Raw genomic sequence first — 22,001 nt, 5'->3', positions numbered from 1 at the left:
TTGATCATTATCACAAAATCGGGCGAGTGGTAATTGTCCCGCCATGACGGCGAACTTTCTCACGACAATGCTCGGGAAGGCAGCACGGGCCATGCAGGCGCAGGCCGGATCGCGCGCTTCCTATGCGGCAATGGAATCGCGATCTGACGCACTTCCCGATCCCCTTGGGCAACGGGAGGCCGAATTCATCGCCGCACGGGACAGCTTATACATGGCCAGTGTCACCGCAGACGGCTGGCCCTACGTTCAGCATCGCGGAGGGCCGGCGGGCTTCCTGCGCCAACTTGGCGCCAATCGGATCGGATTTGCCGACTTTCGCGGGAACCGCCAGTACATGTCGGCCGGGAACGTCGCAGAGGAGGATCGCGTCGCTCTCATCCTTGTCGATTACCCGGCGCGGCGAAGGCTCAAACTGATCGGCCACGCCAGCCGCATCGCGGTTTCCGAGGATCCCGAAACGGTCCTTGCGCTGATGCCGGAAGGTTATTCGGCAATTCCGGAAGGCGCCTTCGTCATCAACGTCGTCGCCTTCGACTGGAATTGCCCGCAACATATCACGCCGCGCTGGACGGCGCAGGACATCGCCAACATGCAAAGGAGCGGAGAGTGGCCACAGATCTGACCCCCACGAAGCTTACAAAGGGCGCCCATCACGTAGGTCTTGCCGTGCGCGACCTGGAGGAAGCCTGCGGCTTCTTCCTCGATGCCCTCGGCTTCGAACGGGTCGGCGAAGTGCCGGACTATCCTGCAGCTTTCGTATCCGATGGCACCACCTTGCTGACCTTGTGGCAAGTGGCGGATCCGCGGTCGGCGCGAGACTTCGACCGACGCAGCAACATCGGCCTTCACCACCTTGCCCTGAGCGTACCGGACGAGGAACGCCTGGACATTGTATTCGAACGCGTCCGCAACCATCCCGGCACGCGTATCGAATTTGCCCCCGAACCGATCCGCGCGGGATCGCGAACAAGGCATTTCATCTGCGCGATGCCCGGCGGCATTCGCATCGAATTCGCGACACCTTTTGCATGACCGGAGGCCGAACCGTGACCCGACCGCCCTTGCCCCCGTTTTCCGCCGCCAGCGCCGCCGATAAGGTGCAGGCCGCCGAAGACGGCTGGAACAGCCGCGATCCCGCCAAGGTCGCCCTCGCTTATACGCCCGGCAGCATCTGGCGAAATCGCAGCGAGTTCCTGCAGGGTCGCGAGGCCATCCTGGCGTTCCTGACACGCAAGTGGGAGAAGGAAAACGACTACCGTCTGATCAAGGAACTTTGGGCCCACGACGGCAACCGCATCGCCGTGCGCTTTGCTTACGAATGGCGCGACGATGCCGGGCAATGGTTCCGCAGCTATGGCAACGAGAACTGGCAGTTCGATGCGGAGGGGCTAATGGAACGCCGCATTGCCAGCATCAACGACCTGCCGATCGCAGAAGAGGATCGCCTGTTCCGCTGGCCCATCGGTCCTCGACCGGCCGATCATCCCGGCCTTTCCGATTTGGGCCTTTGAAAGCTTCTCATGCAGGGGGCTCGGGGGCGACAGAAGCCGCGAAAAGGGGCATAAGGCAGGGCTAATGGGCGATGCGCGTAAGGAGTCCTGCGCGATGGGCATGACCAACAAGGAAACCCGCACCAACATTGGCGAGGTGGCAGAGGGGATCTGGCGCATCAATACGCCGGTGGCGATAGACGAAAATACGGCCTTCTCCTTCAACCAGTACCTTGTAGAGGCGGAACGCCCCCTCCTCTTCCATACCGGTCCGCGCCAGCTTTTCCCGGTCGTGCGCCAAGCTGTCGAGCAGGTCATGCCCTGCTCGCGGCTTCGCTATGTCGGCTTCTGCCACATGGAGGCGGACGAGTGCGGTTCGCTCAACGAATGGCTCGCCTGCGCGCCCGACGCCGTGCCGCTGTGCAGCGCGGTAGGCGCCATGACGTCGATCGGAGACATCGCCAGCCGCCCGCCGAAGGTCCTGTCCGAAGACGAGGTGCTCGATCTGGGCGGCCGGGACGTGCAGTGGTTCGATGCACCGCACGTGCCCCATGGCTGGGACAACGGCTTTCTGTTCGAAAGGAGCACGCGCACCCTGTTCTGCGGCGACCTGTTCACACAGCCCGGCGAAGGCCGTGAGGTCCTGACCGAAGGCAATATCCTCGGCCCCAGCGAGGCGTTCCGCCAGGTCATGGACTATTATGCCCACGCACCCGAGACCGGGCCGACACTGGCTCGTCTGGCTGCCAGCAGGCCGCAGGTCCTGGCCTGCATGCACGGCAGCGCCTGGCGCGGCGACGGCGAGCGGCTTCTGGGTGACCTTGCAAGGGCCCTGGCCGCCTGAGCCATGCGCGCAACGGCGACGGGCGATCAACCGCGGGCATATTCCGGGCCCGCCTGTTCCAATCTGAAGGCGTGCCCTTTCTGCGGCTCACGTGATGTGGGTTACTTCGAGCATGTCTATGCGCGGCAATTCTCGGTCATGTGCAAGACATGCGGCGCGGAAGGCCCGCCCCGGTCGGAGCACGAGGAAGCCGCGAAGCTGTGGAACGGGAGAGTGTAAGAGGATACAGGCCCTGACTGGCTATCACATTGCCAGCAAGAGGTCTCGCCAGCCGGTTGCGAACCTTGCCGACGATTGCTTTTCGAACAATAGCATGAGCGTAAGCATCGGCCGATGCGGCGCGCAGGCGACTGAAATTGCACGGCAGATCAGGGCACCCACTGCAAATGAACGGTGAATCGCATCAATCGCGTCCGGCCGCATGGCTGTGGCTCCTTGCAGGCCTGTGTTACCTGTCAGCCGAGATGATCTCCGCTGCCGCCTTCCCGGGCTATAGCTATGCGAGCAACTACGTCAGCGATCTTGGCGTGCCTTATGCCGATGTCATCGACGGCCGCGTGCTGCGCTCCGGTCTTGCCTGGGTCATGAACTGGTGCGGGTTCATCCTCGACGGCGCGCTGTTCGCCGCGGCGAGCGTGGTCGCTGTCTGGCTCATGCCAAGAACGAAAGTCGGAGCGACGAGCAGCGTAAAACCATGGGCCGCAATCTTTCTGGCGCTGGCCCTCATTCACTCAGCCGGAACGGTACTGGTCGGGCTCGTTCACAGCGGCAGCCGCGAGCTGGTTTCAGGCATCGGTCAATACCATGTCCTTGGCGCAGCCCTGGCGATACTGGGCGGAAACTTCGCACTGATTGCCGCGGCCATGCTTGCACGGCGCCTGGGCCTGCCGCTGGCCTGGCAGAGGGCGAGTGCAGCGCTTGGCCTGTTCGGACTGGGCAGCCTTGCCCTGCTCGAATTCAATCGGATCGGGGGTGCGGCCGTCCTGCCCGACGGCGTACTGGAACGAGCCAGCATATACCCGATCACCGCTTGGGAGATCGTGACAGGCCTGACGCTTCTAGTCGCCGGCTCAAGGTTCGAAACAGCCGCGCCGGCCGAAACCGGCGCGACCTGATCGCGTCAAACGATCGCGGCGATACCCGCCTTGGCGATCTGGGCGTCCTGGTCGGACTTGACGCCGGAGACGCCCACCGCGCCCACGAAATCGCCATCGACCACGATCGGCACGCCGCCCTCGAGCAGCGCCCCCATGGCCGGTGCCGACAGCATCGACACGCGGCCGTTGCGGATCATCTCCTCGTAGACATTGGATTCGCGCCGGCCCATGATCGAGGTCAGCGCCTTGGCCGGGGCCATGTGCGCAGTGCTCGGGGCGGCCCCGTCGAGGCGCAGCATACCAAGCAGGTGCCCCCCGTCATCGACGACGGCGATCGCCACGGCCCAGCCGTTCGTGACGGCTTCGGCTTCTGCGGCAGCAAGGATCGCCTTGACGTCGGCGGCTTCGAGACTGTGCTTGGTTTTCATGACTTTCCATTCCGCTTGCACGCTCCGACCAGGATAATCGGAGCGGTTCTGGTGAGGTGCAGGGCAGAGCCCTTAGCAGCGCGGACGCCGCACGCCAGAACGAATGTGCCTCCGGTTTGGAGACCCTTCGCTTGAAAGCATCGCCGCGCTCGATCCCGCTGGCATCCCTGCAAGGATGGGCCTAGGGGGCCCGCATGTCGATTGCCCGTAATCTCGCCGAGCTTGGAAAGCTCGTATCCATCGACCATGGATGGCCCGCAGCCAAGGCATTCAAGGCCTACCGGATGTCGGACAGCGATCGCGCCGCGCTGTCGGCGCGCGCGGTCGACCTGCTCAAGGTATTTCCTCCAATCCCGGGTGCATGTGCCCTGATGAGCGCCGCCCTCGCCGTAAGCCTTGAAGGGCGCCTGAGCGCGCCGGTCTATCTTGTCGCAGGCACGCTGACAGTGGAAGGTGTCCCGGTCTTCGGCAAGCGAGAACCCATTGACGGAGCGCAGGTCTTCGCGGCGTCCAATCCGGATTGGGACGGCCACGTCTGGGCAATGATCGGCCCCTACATCGTCGACATATCGATTTTCCGCACGGCCTATTCAAGCACGGGGCCGGCCAGGCTCGCCCGGCATATCCTCTCTACGTTCGGTCCCAACAAGGGGCTATACGTCGATCTCTGGCGACACACCGGGCGGGTGGGCCTTGGCTACGAACCGCATCATGTCCTGAGCAACGACGAAGTCACCGCCCTGATGCAAGGCGCCTACAAGGTCATGACGCAGGCTGCCCCCGACAAAGACCAGGCGAACGACTAGGGCGCTGCCCGTTCGAGGGCTGGGTAACGATCGAGCAGTGCGCTGGCGACGCCGTTGGTCCAGCCGAATCCGTCCTGCAACGGGTATTCTCCGCCGCCGCCGGGAAGGCTTTCCTCAACGTCGTACTTCTCCAGCATCTTGCCCGTCCCTTCATAAGTGCGTTCAACGGTCGCGGTCCAGCGCATGGCAATCGTTCGGGCAAGCCCTCCATGGCCATTGCGATCGAGGCCGCTCACCGCGATCCACTGCAGCGGCGCCCAGCCGTTCGGAGCATCCCATTGCTGCCCGGTACGTGTCAGCGTCGTCCTGAGTCCACCGGGCGCGAGGAGTTTTGCGCGGGTGAGCTCGGCAACGGCATCGGCCTGCTGCCTTGAAGCCATACCGACAAAGAGCGGATAGAGCGTTGCGGCCGATAGCGTGGCCGAAGGCTGCCCTTCGGCAAGCAGCCAGTCGGCATAGCGGCCTTCGCCTGCCTGCCACAGAAAGCGATCCATAGCCCGCTTGCGACGATCCGCGCGATGCGCGAAGTCCTGCGAGCAAGGAGCATCGCCTGCCTCACCGCAGCCCCGGGCAATGCGCCGCTCCATCGCCCAGAGCAACGCATTGAGATCGACGGGGACGACTTCGGTCGTGCGTATCGTGGGAAGCGTCCTGCCATCGGCCAGCCAGCGCGAGGAGAAATCCCAGCCGCTTTCCGCAGCGGCGCGCAAATCGCGATAGATCTGCCCGGAAGGTCGCCCCGAAGCCGCGTTTGCGCTCGCCCGGTCCTCGGCAAAGGATTCATCGCGCGGGCTGTCGCGGTTGTCCCAGTAACGGTTGAGGAGGCTGCCATCGGGCATGCGCACGACGCGCAAGCAAGCCCTCTGCCGCCCGGCGCACGCACTTCCTGCCATCCAGAACGCGTATTCGCTGCGCAGCGCCTGCAGCCGGCGTGCCTGCACTGCCGCATCGGGCTCCTTCGAAATGTCGAGCATCAGGGCGAAGAAAGGCGGCTGCGATCGACTGACGTAGTAGGTGCGCGTGCCGTTCGGGATATGGCCGAAGCGCTCGATCAAGCTGGTAAAATCGTCAAGCATCGATTCCACCAGCGCATGTTCGCCATCCGCGGCAAGACCCAGCATGGTGAAATAGCTGTCCCAGTAATAGATCTCGCGGAAGCGCCCGCCGGGCACGACATAGGGGCCCGGAAGCGCAATGCGCGATTCGCCCGGGATCACGGGTGCTGGCTGGCGAACCAGTTGCGGCCAGAGGTTGCGAATATGCGCGCGCAGGCCCGCTTTCCCGGAATCGTTGACACCGGGCACGGTAAAGCGTTCGAGGACGAAAGACCTGAGCGCCTTGTCGTCCACTGGGGGCGCAGCGCGGTAGTCGGTCATGATTTCGGCAGGCGGCTTTTGCGGGATGGCATCGGCAAAGGTCTTGTTGTCATCGAAGATACGGCGCTCCTGCACCGCTATGAAGAGGTTGCCGAAAAGCTCGGCCGGCGATGGCGGCGGCGCATTGCCCAGCGCAGCGCAAGCCAGCATGAGAGCGGCCAGTCTCGAAAAACGGCGCAAGGCCTGCCTCATCGCGTCATCTCCTCCATTGACCTTGTAAAGCAGTGGCATAACGCAAAGTGCAGGATCAGAGAAATCGTCCGCAGGGGCCTTCCTCCAGGTGCGAGGCAAGGCATAGCGGCGGGCGGCTTTGCCAACCACAGGATAACCCGCCGTACCGACTGGACGCGGCAATCGCGGCCCGGCTAACGGCCGGACATGAGTATCATTGCCACGATCATGAATTCGACCACGGGTCTTGCGATCCAGAAGATGAAATTCGAACGGATGCCCAAGCCCTGGGTCACCTTTCACCTTGAGAATGGTGAACAGGTGACCGCCGACCGTGTCCATGTCGGCAAGCCTGCTCCCGGCAAGTTCATCACTCCTGTCGAAGTCTGGGTTACGCCCAAGAGCTGATCACCGCGCCGGAAAGCGGATACGAGACACTCCCATCCATCATGAGGCAGGGTGCGAGCCCTGCCTCTAGCGGGTCAAGCGCACCGGTCGCAGACCGTCCGCTTCAGGCAAATCTGCTCTTCGCGCCGTGAAAGTGAATCTCCATTTGTCTATTACATAGGTAGAGTTTAAACCACGCAACAGGGATTCCGGGCGGACGAGCACCGATGCTCTTGCGCGCGCCGGGATTTTTGGGGGTCTTGGAACATGCTTGATCAACTGGATCTGCTTCATGCCCTGGCGGGGCTTCTGGTCGGCCTGCTCGTTGGCATGACCGGCGTTGGCGGCGGTTCGCTGATGACACCGCTGCTGGTCCTGATGTTCGGGGTCAGCCCCCAGACGGCGGTAGGTACCGACCTGCTCTATGCCGCGATGACCAAGATTACCGGTACGGCAGTACACGGCTGGCGTGATACGGTGGACTGGAAGATCGTGCGCAGGCTGGCCTATGGCAGCGTTCCCGCCACGATCCTGACGCTTGCGATCATTGCCAATCTTGGCAAGGTCAGCGACCGCAGCCAGCATATCATCCTGTTCTCACTGGCCCTTCTGCTGGCGATCACCGCATGCACCGTGATCTTCCGCAGCCGTCTCGCCCGTTTTGCGAAAGACCGCGGACCGCTTGAGCCGACATCTCGGGTGACCGGCGCTACCGTCGTGCTCGGCGCGGCGATCGGCACCGCCGTCTCAATCTCTTCGGTGGGTGCAGGCGCGATCGGCGTAACGATCCTGCTGATGCTTTACCCGCGCCTGCCTATGGTCCGCATCGTCGGCTCGGACATCGCCCATGCCGTGCCGCTCGCCCTGATTGCAGGCTTCGGCCACTGGATCATCGGAGATGTCGACGGCACCTTGCTGACGAACCTCCTCGTCGGCTCCATTCCCGGAGTGATTGTCGGAAGCCTGCTGTCCACCCGCGCACCCGAAAGGATCCTGAGGCCCTTGCTCGCAATCGTCCTGGCGCTTTCGTCGTGGCAGCTTTTCGTCAAGGCGTCTTCGCCTGCCGAAGCGGGGGCAAAGTCATCCGCAAGTTCCGCCACCGGCACTCTTGCGGCGCCGGGGAGCTCGGGTCAGAAGTGACGCCGGTGACCCGATGGCCCGCCGGTTGAAGGCTTGAACACATGGACGTGCAACTCGTGGTCATCTGTCTGCTCACTGCAGGCATCAACCTGATCGGAACGCTGGCCTACGCAGCGCGCATCGCCGGGGTGCGCACGCGCAGGATCGCGATGAGCTTTGCCCTCTTCAACATCCTCGTCCTCGTCAGCCGCACCTCGAACAGTTTCCTTGGGCCCTTCCTTGCCAAGCGGATCGAAAGCCGGCTGGCGATCGGCGGCGGCGATGCACTGCTGGGCGACTTCCGCATGGTGCTGATGTCGGCAACACTCGCCGTTGCCCTCGGGATCGCACTGATCCCGACTAGCCAGCGCCTCTTCGTCAATGCCATCGGCTATTTCCAGCGCCACCGCTCGACCAGCCGCATGTTGCTGCGTGCCGCATCTCCAGCCGGCTTGCGCTCGATCCGCACATCGGTGCGCGCCCCGCGCCTTGAGCATTTGCGCGAGCTGGCCAGGCCGCGGGGCGTTGGCTGGGGTGTCCTGTTGGCCAATTGCCTGGCACAGGCACTGATCACAGTCGGTGTACTGGCCTCGCTCTATGCCGGTTACCTCAATCCGCAATATCGCGTGACCGCCTCGCAGCTATCTGCCGTGATCAACGGCTTTGCGACGATCCTGCTCTTCGCGCTGATCGATCCGCAGCTCTCGGTGATGACCGACGACGTCGTCGAAGGCCGGGTCAGCGATCCGCTTTTTCGCCGCACGATCGTCTGGATCAGCTTCAGCCGCCTCGCCGGAACCGTGCTCGCGCAGGCCTTCTTCGTACCTGCCGCCCACCTCGTCGCCTGGATCGCCTTCGCAGTCTGATCGCAGCGGCCGCGAGCGCATTCTTGCCGCGGATCCTGTCCTTCCCCAGTGCCTGTTGCTGCAGCTCGCTGAAAGCATTGGGGAATGCAGGTCGCCGCGTCAGCTCATCGCAAAAGCTGACTCCGCGGGCAGTTTTACGCTATCCTGAACCCTGCGCGAGATCACCGATTCTCCCGCCGCAAGGGTTGCCAATATCCGTGTTGAAACCCGGCTCGCCATCACTTTGCGCGGGCCATGGCGAGGAGGGCATTATGGCATCCGTGATCGAAGCCTACAGAGACGAAAAGGGCAATCTCCACTACGAACCGTCGAGCGCCATCGTGGCCGACATCGCGGCCGCACTGGGGCGCGTGGGCGATGAAGGCGGCCTGACCGAAGGCGTCGCGCGCCTGATCCTGGAAAAGCGCGTCGCCATCGAAAAAGCCTTCAGCGATCTCGACCGGCTGGAAGGCAATTCGCTGACGGTCATCGATGTAAGCGACCACTTGCGGGTCCAGTCGATTTCAGCCTGACCTGCACAGAGCAGGGCCGGATCACTCCTCCTCCTGCGGCCTCCTGACGGAAAGCTCCTGAGCCCATGCGCGCGATCGACTAGCCATTTGGCAGGTTGCGCGCTCTTCGGGCCTCCCCTCAACTGAACCCAGCAGCAAGGCCGCGCGAGCGGCGAGCGCTGCAGCGAGAGGAGAGGGATCATGCATCTGGTCGAGAACGCGCGTGCCAACCTGTCACACGTCCTGTCGCCTATCGCGATCGGGCCGGTCCGCGTTCCGAACCGTGTGGTGCGCACCGGGCATGGCACCGGAATCGGCAAGGGGACGATGAATCCGGCCCTGATCGCCTACCACGTCGAGCGCGCAAAAGGCGGCGTGGGGCTGACCATCATCGAAGCCCTTGCCGTGGGCTCCAGCGCTTACCCCTTCCTCGTTTCCGGCGCGCCGGGTCTGGTCGAAGGCTACCGGGATCTCGCCGCGCAATGCGCACCGCACGGCATGAAGATCTTCCAGCAGATCGGCCACCTCGGCAACGAGGTTCCCGAACTGGACGGCTCGCCCCCGTGGTCCTCGTCGGACAGTGTCGGGGCCATGGTCGGCATCCCGTCGCAGCCAATGACGCTTGCACAGATGGATTTCCTCGTCGAATGCTACGTCAAGGCAGCGCGCGACTGTGCCGATGGCGGGCTCGACGGCGTCGAACTGCACATGGCGCATGGCTACCTCCTGCAGCAGTTCCTCTCACCTCTCTACAACCGGCGCGAGGATGCCTACGGCGGCAGCTTCGAGAACCGCATCCGCCTCCCGGTCAGGCTGCTCGAGGCGGTTCGTGCAGCAATCCCCGACACCATGGCGCTGGGCGTCCGCCTGAGCAGCGAGCCGTTCGAAGGCGGACTTTCGCCCGATGACGTCAGGCACATTGCCGGCCATTTTACGGAAAGAGGACTCATAGACTTCCTCAATCTCTCCTCAGGTACCGACTACAATCCGCACAAGATCATCGGGGCCATGCACGAGCCGGCGGGCTATGAACTGGAGGGCGACCGGCCCGCGGCCCACGCCAGCAAGGTCCCGGTCATTGTCACGGGTCGCTTCCGCACACTTGAGGAAGCCGAGCAGGTGATCCGCGAAGGCGACGGCGATCTGGTCGGCATGACCCGCGCGCACATCGCCGACCCCGCACTCGTGCACAAGACCATGGAGGGACGGGCCGACGACGTGCGTCCGTGCATCGGCTGCAACCACGGCTGTATCGGCGGCCTGCTCACTCGCGGCCAGATAGGCTGCACCGTCAATGTCGCGGTCGGGATGGAAGCCTCGTTGTCGGAAGAGCTGATCCGGCCATCGGCCGACCCGAGGCGGGTGCTGGTCGTCGGCGGCGGACCTGCGGGACTGGAAGCTGCCCGGGTTGCCGCCATGCGTGGCCACAAGGTCGTGCTCGCGGAGGCCTCCCCCCATCTGGGCGGCGCCGTCAATATCGCCGCACTCGCACCCCGGCGCGCCGGGATCGCCGATATCGTGCACTGGCTGGAGCGCGAGGTGCGCCGCTGCAGCGTCGACATCCGCCTGTCGACCTACATCGATGCCGAGGACATCGCAGACTACGCGCCCGATGCCGTCATCGTGGCGACCGGTTCACTGCCGCGCCTGGACGGCGCGCAGCACCGCTCGCCCGGCCTCGTAGCCACGGGCATGGATCATGGTTCAGTCGTCTCGAGCCATGAAGTGCTGACCGAGGGCAGCAACCGCCATTGGGGGAGCCGCGCCGTCGTGTTCGACGATACCGGGCACTACGAAGCAGTCGCCGCTGCCGAATACCTCGTCGCCAAAGGCCTCGCGGTAACCTTCGTGACACCCCACAAGTCCTTCGCCCCCGGCCTCGAACCCGCGCTCAGCGATGAAGCCGCGCTCGAACGGCTGGCCGCGAACGGGAACCTGCGCCTCGTCACCTATGGCGAATTGCTCGGGGTCGGCGACGGCGGCGTGGAGGTCAGGCAACGCTTCGGCGGCGGGGCCTTCCACATCGATGCCGATACGGTCGTGTTCGTCTCGCACAATGCGCCCAATCGGGACCTGCTCGACGAACTGGGCGATGCCCCCTTCCCCGTGATCGCTGTGGGCGACGTGCGCAGCCCGCGCTATCTGCAGACCGCAATCCGCGAAGGACACATGGCCGCGCGCAGCCTGTAATTCGCCCTCAACCCAAGGTGATGTAGCCCAACTGCGAGGCCTTGAAGAGCGTCTGGCAACGATTCACCGCATTGAGCTTGAGCGAGGCATTGTGGATGTGAAAGCGCACCGTCGCGCGCGAGCGCGAGATGATCATGCCGATTTCCAGATCGGTCTTGCCCAGCGCGGCCCAGCGCAGGCACTCGACTTCTCGCTTGGACAGCAGCGCGCCCGCAGGCAGAGCCTGCGCCCCGCCCATCAACTTGACGTATGTCGTCACGAAAAGCCGCGAATAGATCGCCAGCATGTCACCATGGGCGGCGAAGATGTCCGACAGGTCCGTGCGCGACTGGTCCTGCGGCGTCAGGCAGACAACGCCGATCTGGCCGAACGCCATGTGCACCGGCACAACGATTGCGGCGCTGGTCAAGGCCCGGGCCTCGAAGTCGACAAGGTCGATCGCATCGAGATAATGGTTCACCGCATGCGCATGGAAACCCTCGGCGTTGACCCAGAAAGGTTCGGTTTCGAACCGGCAGGCCATGGTTATCGGCGATTGCAGGGCGATGCGCGAATTGCGCCACCAGACTTCCTCGTCAGCCTCCCAGCCGAAAACATCGCGGGCCAGCACGTTGCCCGCCGCATCGACGGGCGTTCGCTTGTCGGTCAGGTCATGTGCACAAGCGACGCGCAGTCCCTTGGCTGCCGCCAGGTCACGCAGGAACTCGGCTGCCGGGCGAATGTCGCTCTCGCCGGAAATCCGCACGGCATCCAGTTCGGCCAGGGTCAGCTCGCCGACGGGTCGACGCACACGCCTGAATTCGACCTCGATCACCGATGACGGCCGTTGCCTCGCGGGCAGCCTGCTCATTGAGATCATCTTGCCTTCTCCTCCTCCTCGGCACGCGTTCAGGCCCTGTCGCCAGGCTCTCCCGTCACGTACTTCGTCATGGTGTCCTGGAACTGCCGGATGCGTATTTCCTGGTAATTGGCGTAGTTCACTTTGCCGCTTTTGGAGGCCTTCAACCCGGCCTGGACGTAAGGCAGATTCTCCATGTCCTGTTCGAAGACTTCCGCCAGCATTCCCAGTTCAGGTGCCTCGGTCCATTTCTGGTCGAGCGTGAGATACCTGGGCGGAGCGCCGTGCGGCACGGGCTGGCCCTTCTTCACGCGCGCGAGTATGCGCACTTCCATCACACAGGTATCGGGCGTCTCTCCCGGGATCCAGCGATAGACGATGTTCGGCATGAACCCGCCCCACGGTGCGAAGTTCGGGAAGACGTTGTAAACCAGTCCATCCAGCAATTCGCAGTCGCTGGCGTCCGCATGATCGTAGCCGGTCTGTTCGGTATAGACGGCACGCATCGCCTCGCCCAAGGCCTCGCGCGCGGTTTGCCCCTCGGGGACGGTGATCGCCATCGGGTCCGCTTCGGGATCGTAATTGTCCGAGGAGCGCCCGTTATACTTGGCGAATTCGTCGACGATCCACTGCTCGCCCTGCCCTTCGGCAATATGCGGGCTCATGATCCCGAAGGGCACCAGATTGACGTTCACGTTGTCACCGTACGTGCGATAGCCCGCGTTGCAGTCCCCGGTGAATGGCAACAGCTGCGGGTGGGTGACGATCGTGTGCCAGGCCTCCATGAAGGCCTCCATCACGACCTTCCAGTTCGCCGGGACTTCCTTGGCCACGCGCATGACGGTCGCGCATTCTTCGTGCCGCCAGCGCTTGAAGTGCTCGGGCAGCGGCGCGAGGTATTCCTCAAGGCTCGGCCCGCCCTTTTCCTCGCGGATGAAGACGTAGCCCGCCCAGCGGCCCACTTCGGCTTCGGGAAGCCCCATCTCCTTTTCCTTGAGATGCGGGAAGTCCCACTGGCAGGGCATCGAATTGAACGAGCCGTCCTTGTTCCAGGCAAAGCCATGGAAGGGGCAGACGAACTTGTCGGCGCTGCCGTCTTCGGTGCGCAGCTTGCGACCACGGTGGAGGCAGACGTTGTGCATCGCACGGATCGAACCGTCCTCCTGCCGCACGACGAGGTACGTGCGCCCGGCGTTCTCATAGACCACGAAGTCGCCCGGCTCGGGCAAGTCCTCTTCACGTGCGGCAAATTGCCACACGTACGGCCACATTTTCTCGCGCTCCAGCTTCGCGATTTCCTCGCTGGTGTAGCGTTCGGCCGGGACCGGCTCGGAGCCGCGATAGGTGTAGCTTTCCTTTGTCAGAAAATCCGGAACCGCGCGGGAATCGAGAGCCATCAACCCGTTCCAGTCGATGCCCTTGCTGCGCGCGCTACCGTCAGTCAATTCGGGATCCCTCTCCGCCATGGTCAGTCGTTTCCTTGCATCAGGCGATCTTCACGAGCTTGCGGCCTTTTACCCCGCCATGGAAACCGGCGAGTGCGGCATCGGGTACGGTCTCGAAGCCTTCCGAGATATCGAGCCATTCGTGAATGCGCCCTTCGACCAGCCAGCGGGCGAGACGCTGGCGCCCCTCCTCCCACAGGTCGACGTGGTCGAAGTAGAAGAAGCCGCGCATCGTCAGCGAACTCATCGCCATGTAGATGTGGTTGTAGATCGGCTCCGGCTTGGCCCCGTAATGCGCAGTCCCGCCGCAGATCAGCACTTGTCCGTAGTGCCGCATGTTGACGAGCGCAGCATCGAGCAGCGGTCCGCCGACATTGTCGAAAAACAGGTCGACACCTCCGGGGCAGGCCCTGGCGATCTGGCCGGGCAAGTCGTCAGCCTTGTAGTCGACCATGGCATCGAAGCCGCTTTCGAGCGCGGCCGCACATTTCTCCGGCCCACCGGCAATGCCCACGGGCCGCGCTCCGAAGAGGGGGACCAATTGTCCGGCAATCGATCCGATTCCGCCCGAAGCACCCGAGACCAACACGGTATCGCCGGGTCGTGGCCGGGTGAAATGGGCCAGCCCCAGCCAGGCGCAAACCCCGCTCATCCCCAATGTCACAAGGCCGCTGGCCGTGGCTACACCCTCGGGAATGCGCTGGAGTGGCACACCCATGTGGTCGGTACCGTCGCTGAGCGAATAGTCCGCCCAGTCGAGGAAGCCGGTCACACGCGTACCCTCTGTCCAGTCGGCATTGCGGCTCTCGACGATCGTCCCGGCAATGCCCCCGCGCATCGTCGCGCCGGGAGCGAGCGGGTCGAACTTGCCCGGCATGCCGCGCACCCAGGCATGGTTCATGGCGTCGGGCGAGAAGTACTCCGCCCTTACCAGCACCTGCCCTTCGCCGACTTCGGGCACTGGGCCCTCGCCGCGCTCGAAATGACCGCGCACCAGCGCCATGCCGCCAGCGGTATCGTCGTTGGGCTTGCCCACCTGCCAAAGGCGGTTAGGGACATTGCGCATCGCTGCCTCCTTGCGATCAGGGCAGCGTATGCATGCCGCCTTCGAGCATGACGGTCTGGCCGGTGATGTAGTCCGACCCCGGGCTCGCAAGGAACACGGCAAGCGGTCCGGCATCGCGTTCGGGATCGCCCAGGCGACGCATCGGGATCTTCTCCTTCAGGGCCTCGACGAATTCCGGGCGAGCCTGCTTCCACTTGTCGAAGGCGCGCGTCTCCAGCGCGGGATTGATGATATTGACGTTGATCCCGTACTGCCCCCACTCGCGCGCGGCGGTGCGTGAAAGTGCGCGGATCGCCTCCTTGGTAGCGTTGTAACAGGTATTGCCCTCGAACCCGATCTGCCCCGAACTCGACGCGAAGTTGATGATCTTGCCCCAGCCGGCCTTCTTCATGTGGGGAAAGCAGGCCTTCATGAACCACAGGCTGGCCGTCGCGCCGGTCCGGAAGGTATATTCCCACTCGTCCTCGTCGGTTTCCTCACAGGCAACGAAGACGGTCGAGGGCTGGGGATCGGCCTCGGTGCCGAAACCTTGCGCATTGTTGACGAGGATATGCACTGTGCCGAAGGACTCGACCGCCTTGTCGACGCAGGCCATGACTTCGGCCCGATGGCCGACATCGCAGGCGACCCCGATCGCAGTCCCGCCGGCATCGACGATTTCCCGGGCCACCCGCTCGACCGTATCGGGCGTGCGTGAGGCTACCACCACTTTCGCACCGGCCGCGCCATAGGCGAGTGCAATCGCCCGCCCTATTCCGCGACCCGCGCCGGTGACGATCGCAACCTTGCCCTGAAGAACCTTGCCTTCCATCGCTTTCCTTCCCATTGCCGCGCGGCATCGATGGGCCACGCTTGCTTTCAGTACTGGTTTCGCGAGCAGATTGCTCCCGCCCTGTACTCTTCGATACTATCCTATATTATAGTTTAGGTATCGACGCTATTGGCCCCGACGGCCAGGCAAGGCATATAGACGAGACATAACGATCTTCACGAAAAACAAGGAAATTTTGAGTGCCTGAGGTAGCTCTAGCCGATCGGATCGGCGAATATGCGACAGATCGCAGAGGCCGGAAACTAAGCAAAAATCGTCTATTGCGGCGCGCGATGATCATGCGTCAGACGCTCCATCTCGTCGCGGCGCGCGGGTACGATGCCGTCACCGTCGACGAGCTGGCCGCAGCCAGCGGCGTCACCAAGAAGACGCTTTACGACATCTACGGCAGCAAGCAGGCCCTGGTGGCGCAGGCGGTTGCCCTGCGCCTCGACACGCTGATCGCGGATTTCGAGGAAATGCTGTCGGGCAATGGGCTAGCCCGCCTGATCACGATCGTCGAACAGACCTGCCGCGCCGTGCTCGACACCCCCGAGCTGTCGCGTGCGCTGGCGCCGCGGCTCGTCAGCTCCGCCGACGAATTCCATCTGACGGCCTTCTTCGAACGCCTCCACTGTCAGGCGATCGCACAAATGAAGGCAGAGAAGCTCGTCCAGCCCTGGGTCAACGTAGACTTTACCGCGCGCTCGATGATGTTCGACCAGGTCGCAGTGCAGAACATGTGGGCCGGCGGCAACATCAGGGACGAGGACTATACCGGTTTCGCCCTCCTGGGCGCGCTGCGCATCGTCACCCCGTTGGCGCGTGCTTCGCTTCGCAAGGATCTGGTCGAAAATGTCCGCAAGCTCCAGTCCGAGCTGAGCTACGGACAGGAGCTTGCGGCAGAGGGCTGACGGCGGCGGGCCCCAAGGGAGGAGTAGCCGCGCCGGGCTCCGTCAGAATTCGATGCCGAAAGACGCGCCGAAGACGCGCGGCTCGCGCGGTACGGCATAGTGCCAAAGGTTCGGATAGGCTGCGACCGCGAAGGAGAATGAAGGCCCGCGATCGTCAAGCACGTTGCGCACGAAACCCGTCACGCGCGCCTTGGCGCCTGCGTCGTTCATCGGGAAGACCGCCGAGATGCTCAGATCGACGAGGTTCTGCGGATCGGAACGCACGCGCGGATCGTTGCGTGGCACGATGAACGGCACGTCGCTCGGCCCGTCCGCCAGGAGCTGGCCATAGAGCGCCGGATCGGGCGCGATCTGCTGGTCATAAGGCGCAAGGTAGCGATAGCCCGCCGACAGGGTGACGTCGACCTGGCCGACCGGAATCGTGTAGTCGCCATTGACCGAGACAGTCCACTTGGGTGCGAAAATCGGATCGACCCCCGAATAGTCGAGCGGACGCAGGAACACAGAGCCGTCCGCCTGGGTAATCGGCTGGCCGATGATGAAGCCCTTGAACTTGCTGTCCGTATAGCCAAGCGCGGCACGCAGATTTAGCCGATCTATCGGCTCGACCGCCAGGTCGGCCTCGACGCCCTTGATCTTGGCGCCGGCGGCATTGACCACGATCGTCTCGTTGCCTTGTGCGTTGGCTGCCGTGATGACGCTGCTTTGCTGGATGTCCTTGTAGTCGGTGTAGAAGGCGGCGACGTTGAAGGTCATCCGGCCGTCCCACCACTTGGTCTTGGCGCCCACTTCGAAGCTGTCGACCGTTTCGGGATCGTAGGGCGTGCTGGCCGAGAACGCAGTGCCGGCACGACCGCTGAAACCACCGGAGCGATAGCCGCGCGACCACGTACCATAGAGCATGACCGCATCGTTGGGGCGCCAATCGAGCGTCACCTTGGGGGTGAACTTGCTCCAGCTCTCGCTCACCGGATCGGTCAGGATCAGGGGGAAGCGGTAGCGCTTCTTGTCATGCGTATAGCGCCCGCCGCCCGAAAGGCGGACGGTGTCGAGCAGCTGCCAGTTGAAATCGACGAAGCCGGCGTAGCTTTCCGAATGGCCGATGACGTTGATGCCGCCGGCAGGCGCACCGAACACGGTCGTCGTCTGATCAAGCTCGTAATCGCTTTCGAAGTAGTAGAGCCCCGCGACATAGTCGAAACCATCGAACAGGTCGCCGGCAAAGCGCAGCTCCTGGCTGAACTGCTTGTAGGTCTGGGGACGGTCGGCGATGAACAGGCCGTTCGTGCCGATGTCGAAAACCACATGCTCGCGGCTCTTGCGGTAGGACGTAACCGAAGTGATATCGACCGGCCCGGTGTTCCAGTCCACGTTCAGTGTGGCAGCCTTGGCCTTGTAGAAGCCCGGGGAATCGATGCCCTTATAGACTGTGTAGAGGTCATCGGTCAGATTGCCGCCGCAGGCGCCCGCGGGCACGAAATTGCAGAAGGCATCGCCCGGGATCATCGTCGAGCCCATGTAGGATTCGAAATTCTGGTCCTGCTTTTCGAGCGTCAGGATCATGTCCAGCGAACTGTTCGGCTTGAAGCGGATCGCGGCGCCGTAGTTCTCGGTATTGCTCGCACCCAGGAGCTGACCGGTGAGGTAGTGCTTCTGGTACCCGTCGGTTTGCTGGTGGAACTCGAAGAGCTTCACGCCCAGCTTGTCTTCGATCAGCGGCACGTTGAGCACGCCCTTGAAGCCGAAGGTGCCGTAGCTGGATACGCTTGCCTCGCCCTTGCCGCTGAAAGTCATCGTCGGCTTGGTGCGCTGGATGGTAATGACGCCCGCAATCGTGTTGCGACCGAAAAGGGTGCCCTGCGGGCCGCGCAGGACCTCGATGGAATCGATGTCGAAGAAATCAAGGTACTGCCCGGTCGAAGTGCCGATATAGACGTCGTCGACATAAATGCCGACGGCCGGGTCGAAGCTCTTCTCGACGTCTGCGAAAGCGATGCCGCGGATCGAGATATTGGCGGCCGATGAACCCGTCGGCTGCTGCGTGATGAGCAGGTTGGGCGCGGTTCCCTGGAGGTCGCCGATATCGAGGGTGCCCTTGGCCTCGAGCTGGGCGGGCTGGATCGCGGTGATTGCGACCGGCGTGTTCTGCAGCGTTTCGCTGCGGCGGCGCGCGGTCACGATTATCGCGCCCAGCTCCCCGCCCGCATCGGCTTGCGAAGCCTTCGACTGATCGTCGCCTTGCTCCTGCGCGGCGGCAGGTGCAGCCCATGCGATGGCAGCAAGCGCTGCGGCTCCCGACAGGGCTGCCCGGCTTGCACGGCGAGATTTCGAGATTGTGCCAATCATCGTCCCACTCCTCTTCCCATTGATTCTGTATGTTCTTCGCCCGATCGTTGGCGCCGGGCGATATAACTTTAACGCAGTTTATTTTCGATTGCGATTGTGCAAGTCATGCCAGTCACCGGAAACTTGCTCATCTATTCATTTCGATAGTGGAGTCGAATGGCATGATGAGGTTCCATTACCCCTCGTGCGCGAATTATAAAACATAATGATTTCTGATACTTAAGGTTTCCCGCAAGCAGCGCCGGATCAAGGCAAGAGGAGAGATTGATGTCTGGCAGCATTTATGACGAAGTCGAAAAGGTCATCGATTTCGAATCTGCACGCGTCGGACCGAGGCCTGATTTTCCTCCTCTTCCCGAGATTCCGGGCGGCCGCTACACCAGCCCGGACTTCCACGAACTGGAACGCAAGCACGTGCTTTCGAAAAGCTGGGTCTGCGCCGGTCGTGACGAGGACTTGCGCAAGCCTGGTGACTATCGCCTCTGGGACCGCCTGGGCGTGCCGCTTCTCCTGATCCGCGGGCAAGACGAAAAGCTGCGTGCCTTCTACAACACCTGCCGCCACCGCGGCGCTCCGGTGGTGCGCGACGACAGCGGCAACACCAGGCTGCTGCGCTGCCAGTACCACAGTTGGTCCTACGGTCTCGACGGCAGGCTCAAGGGCGTACCCGACGAGCGCGACTTTGCTTGCCTCAACAAGGCCGAACGCGGCCTCATTGAAGCCTCTTGCGACACTTGGGGGGGCTGGGTCTTCGTCAATCTCGATCGCGACGCGCAGCCCCTGCTGGAGTACCTTGCCCCGGTCGTTTCCGAACTCGATTGCGTGGGCATGGAGAAGCTGCGCACCGTCCACGTGCAGGACTATCCGATCGCCTGCAACTGGAAGGTGGCGATGGACGCCTTCCTCGAGGTCTATCACATCAACACCATCCACCCGACCAATGCCGGCATCATGCTCGACAGCAAGGCGGCCGCGATGGGGCTGATGGAAGGCGGCCACTCGCGCATGGCGACACGCAAAAGAATGAACGAGGGCCTGAACTTCGTGGAATTCGAAGGTGCACCCGACATCCCATCGATGCCGGACTTCTACCGCCTCAACAACGTCGCCTACATGATGTTCCCCAACCTGATCACGCCGGTCGAGCCAACCGGCTTCCCGGTTCTCCTGTTCTGGCCGGACGGGGTCGGTCACTGCACGATGCAGGCCATATACGTCGCGCCGGACTGGGGCGAAGGCGAGCGTCCCGCCTTCTGGGACCGGTTCCTGCCAATCTTCCACGACGTCCTGCAGGAAGACATGATGAACCTGGGCCCTATCCAGCGCAGCCTGGAATCCGGAGGTTTCACCGGCATGATGATCAATTACCAGGAGCGGCGTATCTACTGGTTCCACGAAGAAGTGGACCGGTGCATCGGCGCAGACCACATACCGGAAGGGCTGGCGGTCGAACAACTCCTGGAACCCTTCGCCGAGCAACCGATCAGCGAAGCCGCGGAGTAAGAGGGATGAGCATGAAGCGCGCGTTTTTCCAGCAAGCCTACTTCGTCCGCAGCATCGACGAGGCGGCCCGCAAGTGGTCCGATGCCTTCGGAGCCGGCCCTTTTTGCATGGTGCGCCATCACCATTGCGACGAGTTCACCTATCGCGGCACAGCCGAAGAGGCGGACGTCTCCTATGCCTTCGGCTACCTCGGCGACCAGATGATACAGTTCATCGAGCAGCACGATGACCATAAGTCGATCTATCGCGACATGTTCGCCAAGGGTGAGGAAGGCTTCCACCACGTCGCCTATCTCGTCTCCGACTTTGCTGCAGAGCGCCAGCGCTGGCTCGACATGGGTTTCGAGCTGGCCACCGAACTCTACGCCGACGAGGTGAACGCGGCATACTTCGATACGCGCGCGCTCAATGGCGTTTTCACCGAAATACACGGAGACCCGCCCCATATCATGGGCCTCTTCGCCCACTGGAAGCGGCTCCATGACGCGCGAGAGGCCGACACGCCAGCGACGTACGAAATGGAAGACCTCTCGTTCTTCGAGCGCGCGCCGCTCCTGCCCAAGCGCGAGCCCGCCAAGGCCTGATACCAGCTACATTGCACTTCCGGCGCCTTGCGCCCTGCTCTTCGCAGTTCGGCGCCCGGTGACACAGGCCAGACTGGCAATGTTGCGCCTTGTGCTTTCCCATTCTCACGTCTATTGTATCACAGGCATACACAATGGCGCCAACCGGACTCATGGCTGGCGACCGGTGCAAGACAACAAGTACAAGGAGCCTGCCTGATGTCAGAAACCGAAAACGAAGCCGATACCGTCACCTTCACGATCGACAACGGCATTGCGTGGGTCTACTTCTCGCGCCCCGCCAAGCGCAATGCGATGAGCCCCAAGCTCAACCGACGCATGATGGCAGTGCTGGACGAACTGGAATTCCGCGAGGACGTGGGCGTCGTCGTGCTTGGCGGCGAAGGATCGGCTTGGTCGGCCGGCATGGATCTCAAGGAATACTTCCGTGAAACCGAGGCAAACGGGCTTCGCGGCGTGCGCAAGTCGCAAAGCGAAAGCTACGGATGGTTCCGTCGCCTGCGCTGGTTCCAGAAGCCGACGATCGCGATGGTCAACGGCTGGTGCTTCGGCGGCGGCTTCGGCCCGCTGTTCGGCTGCGACCTGGCAATCACTGCCGATGAGGCGAAATTCGGCCTTTCCGAAATCAACTGGGGGATCCTGCCCGGTGGCGGCGTGACAAAGGTCGTGGTCGATCTTCTACCCATGCGCGATGCCATGTGGCTGACCCTGACCGGCGATCTGATCGATGGCAAACAGGCCGCAGCAATGCGCCTCGTGAATGAAAGCGTGCCACTGGACCGCCTGAAAGCGCGCACCGAGGAAGTCGCGCGCATGTTGCTCGAGAAGAACCCGGTCACGCTCAAGTTCGCGAAGGATGCCGTGCGCCGCGTCGGGTTGATGACCTATGACGAAGCCGAAGACTATCTCGTGCGCATGCAGGAAGCCTGCAACTTCCATGACAAGACCGAAGGCCGCAAGGAAGGCATTCGCCAGTTCATCGACGAAAAGAGCTACAAGCCGGGCCTGGGCGCTTACGACAAGTCCCGGGCAGCCGTTACCAACGAGGGCTGATCCAACTTTCTCCGGTTTGGGCCTGGTGAACCACCCTCTCTCCTATCGGCCGCCAGGCCCACTGGAACTGCGTTCCGGGCAGGACTTCGGTCCCTGATCGAAACTCTCCCGGCACAACCTGCAAGGCCCTGCCCGTCAATTCGGGCAGGGCCTCTTCATGCAGCGGACCGAGGGAA

Annotated in this window: 23 protein-coding genes; 16 read left to right on the top strand and 7 right to left on the bottom strand. The window is 63.0% G+C overall.

From position 1 onward, the window contains the following. The first annotated feature begins 43 nt into the window (after positions 1-43). From PP1Y_RS04130 to PP1Y_RS04110, 6 genes are all read left to right on the top strand, one after another. Positions 44-622, top strand: a complete 579-nt coding sequence (locus PP1Y_RS04130) for a pyridoxamine 5'-phosphate oxidase family protein (RefSeq protein ID WP_013836828.1) — start codon at positions 44-46, stop codon at positions 620-622. Beyond that, complete coding sequence (locus tag PP1Y_RS04125) at positions 607-1,032, top strand: VOC family protein (protein WP_013836827.1); 426 nt, start codon at positions 607-609, stop codon at positions 1,030-1,032. Before PP1Y_RS04130 ends, PP1Y_RS04125 begins: the two co-directional genes overlap by 16 nt. Further along, positions 1,029-1,511 (top strand): nuclear transport factor 2 family protein, encoded by a 483-nt coding sequence (locus tag PP1Y_RS04120; protein ID WP_013836826.1) that lies wholly within the window; start codon positions 1,029-1,031, stop codon positions 1,509-1,511. The genes PP1Y_RS04125 and PP1Y_RS04120 overlap by 4 nt, the downstream gene beginning before the upstream one ends. A gap of 94 nt (positions 1,512-1,605) precedes the next feature. Continuing rightward, on the top strand, positions 1,606-2,334 hold the full coding sequence (locus PP1Y_RS04115) for an MBL fold metallo-hydrolase (RefSeq protein ID WP_041558561.1): 729 nt from the start codon (positions 1,606-1,608) through the stop codon (positions 2,332-2,334). Positions 2,335-2,337: 3 nt separating this feature from the next. Beyond that, the gene (locus tag PP1Y_RS26600) at positions 2,338-2,553 is read left to right on the top strand and encodes a Lar family restriction alleviation protein (protein WP_083835157.1); all 216 of its coding nucleotides are present in this window, start codon (positions 2,338-2,340) and stop codon (positions 2,551-2,553) included. A gap of 167 nt (positions 2,554-2,720) precedes the next feature. Then, positions 2,721-3,449: a DUF998 domain-containing protein gene (locus PP1Y_RS04110; RefSeq protein ID WP_013836824.1), complete on the top strand. Its 729-nt coding sequence runs from the start codon at positions 2,721-2,723 to the stop codon at positions 3,447-3,449. A 5-nt stretch (positions 3,450-3,454) separates the two neighbouring features. Here the strand turns inward: PP1Y_RS04110 and PP1Y_RS04105 are convergent, their stop codons facing one another. Next, a complete protein-coding gene (locus PP1Y_RS04105; protein WP_013836823.1) occupies positions 3,455-3,859 on the bottom strand; it encodes a heme-binding protein in 405 nt (134 codons plus the stop codon). 194 nt (positions 3,860-4,053) lie between these two features. Here PP1Y_RS04105 and PP1Y_RS04100 point away from each other — a divergent pair, with 194 nt between their 5' ends. Further along, entirely contained in the window at positions 4,054-4,665 is a 612-nt protein-coding gene (locus PP1Y_RS04100; RefSeq protein ID WP_013836822.1) for a hypothetical protein, read from the top strand. Here the strand turns inward: PP1Y_RS04100 and treF are convergent. Next, complete coding sequence (treF, locus tag PP1Y_RS04095; protein ID WP_041558560.1) at positions 4,662-6,233, bottom strand: alpha,alpha-trehalase TreF; 1,572 nt, start codon at positions 6,231-6,233, stop codon at positions 4,662-4,664. The genes PP1Y_RS04100 and treF overlap by 4 nt on opposite strands. Before the next feature lie 186 nt (positions 6,234-6,419). Here treF and PP1Y_RS04090 point away from each other — a divergent pair, with 186 nt between their 5' ends. The 5 genes from PP1Y_RS04090 (at position 6,420) to PP1Y_RS04070 (ending at position 11,265) form a co-directional block, all read left to right on the top strand. Continuing rightward, positions 6,420-6,620, top strand: a complete 201-nt coding sequence (locus PP1Y_RS04090) for a hypothetical protein (protein WP_007014665.1) — start codon at positions 6,420-6,422, stop codon at positions 6,618-6,620. 246 nt (positions 6,621-6,866) lie between these two features. Continuing rightward, complete coding sequence (locus PP1Y_RS04085) at positions 6,867-7,739, top strand: sulfite exporter TauE/SafE family protein (protein ID WP_041558367.1); 873 nt, start codon at positions 6,867-6,869, stop codon at positions 7,737-7,739. Positions 7,740-7,780: 41 nt separating this feature from the next. Continuing rightward, on the top strand, positions 7,781-8,584 hold the full coding sequence (locus PP1Y_RS04080) for a lipid II flippase Amj family protein (protein WP_013836819.1): 804 nt from the start codon (positions 7,781-7,783) through the stop codon (positions 8,582-8,584). A gap of 251 nt (positions 8,585-8,835) precedes the next feature. Next, entirely contained in the window at positions 8,836-9,096 is a 261-nt protein-coding gene (locus tag PP1Y_RS04075; RefSeq protein WP_013836818.1) for a hypothetical protein, read from the top strand. Positions 9,097-9,276: 180 nt separating this feature from the next. Beyond that, entirely contained in the window at positions 9,277-11,265 is a 1,989-nt protein-coding gene (locus tag PP1Y_RS04070; protein WP_013836817.1) for an FAD-dependent oxidoreductase, read from the top strand. 7 nt (positions 11,266-11,272) lie between these two features. Here PP1Y_RS04070 and PP1Y_RS04065 read toward each other — a convergent pair whose 3' ends face one another. Genes PP1Y_RS04065 through PP1Y_RS04050 form a run of 4 tightly spaced genes read right to left on the bottom strand, consistent with a single transcriptional unit; the run spans position 11,273 to position 15,425 of the window. Beyond that, positions 11,273-12,115 carry a helix-turn-helix domain-containing protein gene (locus PP1Y_RS04065; protein WP_013836816.1) on the bottom strand — a complete coding sequence of 281 codons (843 nt, stop codon included), beginning with the start codon at positions 12,113-12,115 and terminating at the stop codon, positions 11,273-11,275. 38 nt (positions 12,116-12,153) lie between these two features. Next, a complete protein-coding gene (locus PP1Y_RS04060) occupies positions 12,154-13,569 on the bottom strand; it encodes an SRPBCC family protein (RefSeq protein ID WP_013836815.1) in 1,416 nt (471 codons plus the stop codon). A gap of 19 nt (positions 13,570-13,588) precedes the next feature. Then, positions 13,589-14,614 carry an NADP-dependent oxidoreductase gene (locus tag PP1Y_RS04055; RefSeq protein ID WP_051009941.1) on the bottom strand — a complete coding sequence of 342 codons (1,026 nt, stop codon included), beginning with the start codon at positions 14,612-14,614 and terminating at the stop codon, positions 13,589-13,591. A gap of 16 nt (positions 14,615-14,630) precedes the next feature. Next, positions 14,631-15,425 carry an SDR family NAD(P)-dependent oxidoreductase gene (locus PP1Y_RS04050; RefSeq protein WP_013836813.1) on the bottom strand — a complete coding sequence of 265 codons (795 nt, stop codon included), beginning with the start codon at positions 15,423-15,425 and terminating at the stop codon, positions 14,631-14,633. 299 nt (positions 15,426-15,724) lie between these two features. Here PP1Y_RS04050 and PP1Y_RS04045 point away from each other — a divergent pair, with 299 nt between their 5' ends. After that, complete coding sequence (locus PP1Y_RS04045; protein WP_158511830.1) at positions 15,725-16,339, top strand: TetR/AcrR family transcriptional regulator; 615 nt, start codon at positions 15,725-15,727, stop codon at positions 16,337-16,339. Between the two features lie 42 nt (positions 16,340-16,381). Here the strand turns inward: PP1Y_RS04045 and PP1Y_RS04040 are convergent, their stop codons facing one another. Then, positions 16,382-18,685, bottom strand: coding sequence for a TonB-dependent receptor (locus tag PP1Y_RS04040; RefSeq protein WP_013836811.1), 2,304 nt, complete (start codon positions 18,683-18,685; stop codon positions 16,382-16,384). A 267-nt stretch (positions 18,686-18,952) separates the two neighbouring features. Here PP1Y_RS04040 and PP1Y_RS04035 point away from each other — a divergent pair, with 267 nt between their 5' ends. The 3 genes from PP1Y_RS04035 to PP1Y_RS04025 all read left to right on the top strand — a co-directional run bounded on the left by PP1Y_RS04035 (position 18,953) and on the right by PP1Y_RS04025 (position 21,825). Then, the gene (locus tag PP1Y_RS04035; RefSeq protein ID WP_013836810.1) at positions 18,953-20,188 is read left to right on the top strand and encodes an aromatic ring-hydroxylating dioxygenase subunit alpha; all 1,236 of its coding nucleotides are present in this window, start codon (positions 18,953-18,955) and stop codon (positions 20,186-20,188) included. A gap of 11 nt (positions 20,189-20,199) precedes the next feature. Continuing rightward, positions 20,200-20,772 carry a VOC family protein gene (locus tag PP1Y_RS04030; protein ID WP_013836809.1) on the top strand — a complete coding sequence of 191 codons (573 nt, stop codon included), beginning with the start codon at positions 20,200-20,202 and terminating at the stop codon, positions 20,770-20,772. A 198-nt stretch (positions 20,773-20,970) separates the two neighbouring features. Beyond that, positions 20,971-21,825, top strand: a complete 855-nt coding sequence (locus PP1Y_RS04025) for a p-hydroxycinnamoyl CoA hydratase/lyase (RefSeq protein ID WP_013836808.1) — start codon at positions 20,971-20,973, stop codon at positions 21,823-21,825. Positions 21,826-22,001 lie beyond the last annotated feature (176 nt).

It is taken from the genome of Novosphingobium sp. PP1Y (genome assembly GCF_000253255.1).
Lineage (GTDB): Bacteria > Pseudomonadota > Alphaproteobacteria > Sphingomonadales > Sphingomonadaceae > Novosphingobium.
This window is presented reverse-complemented; position numbering and strand designations above follow the sequence as displayed.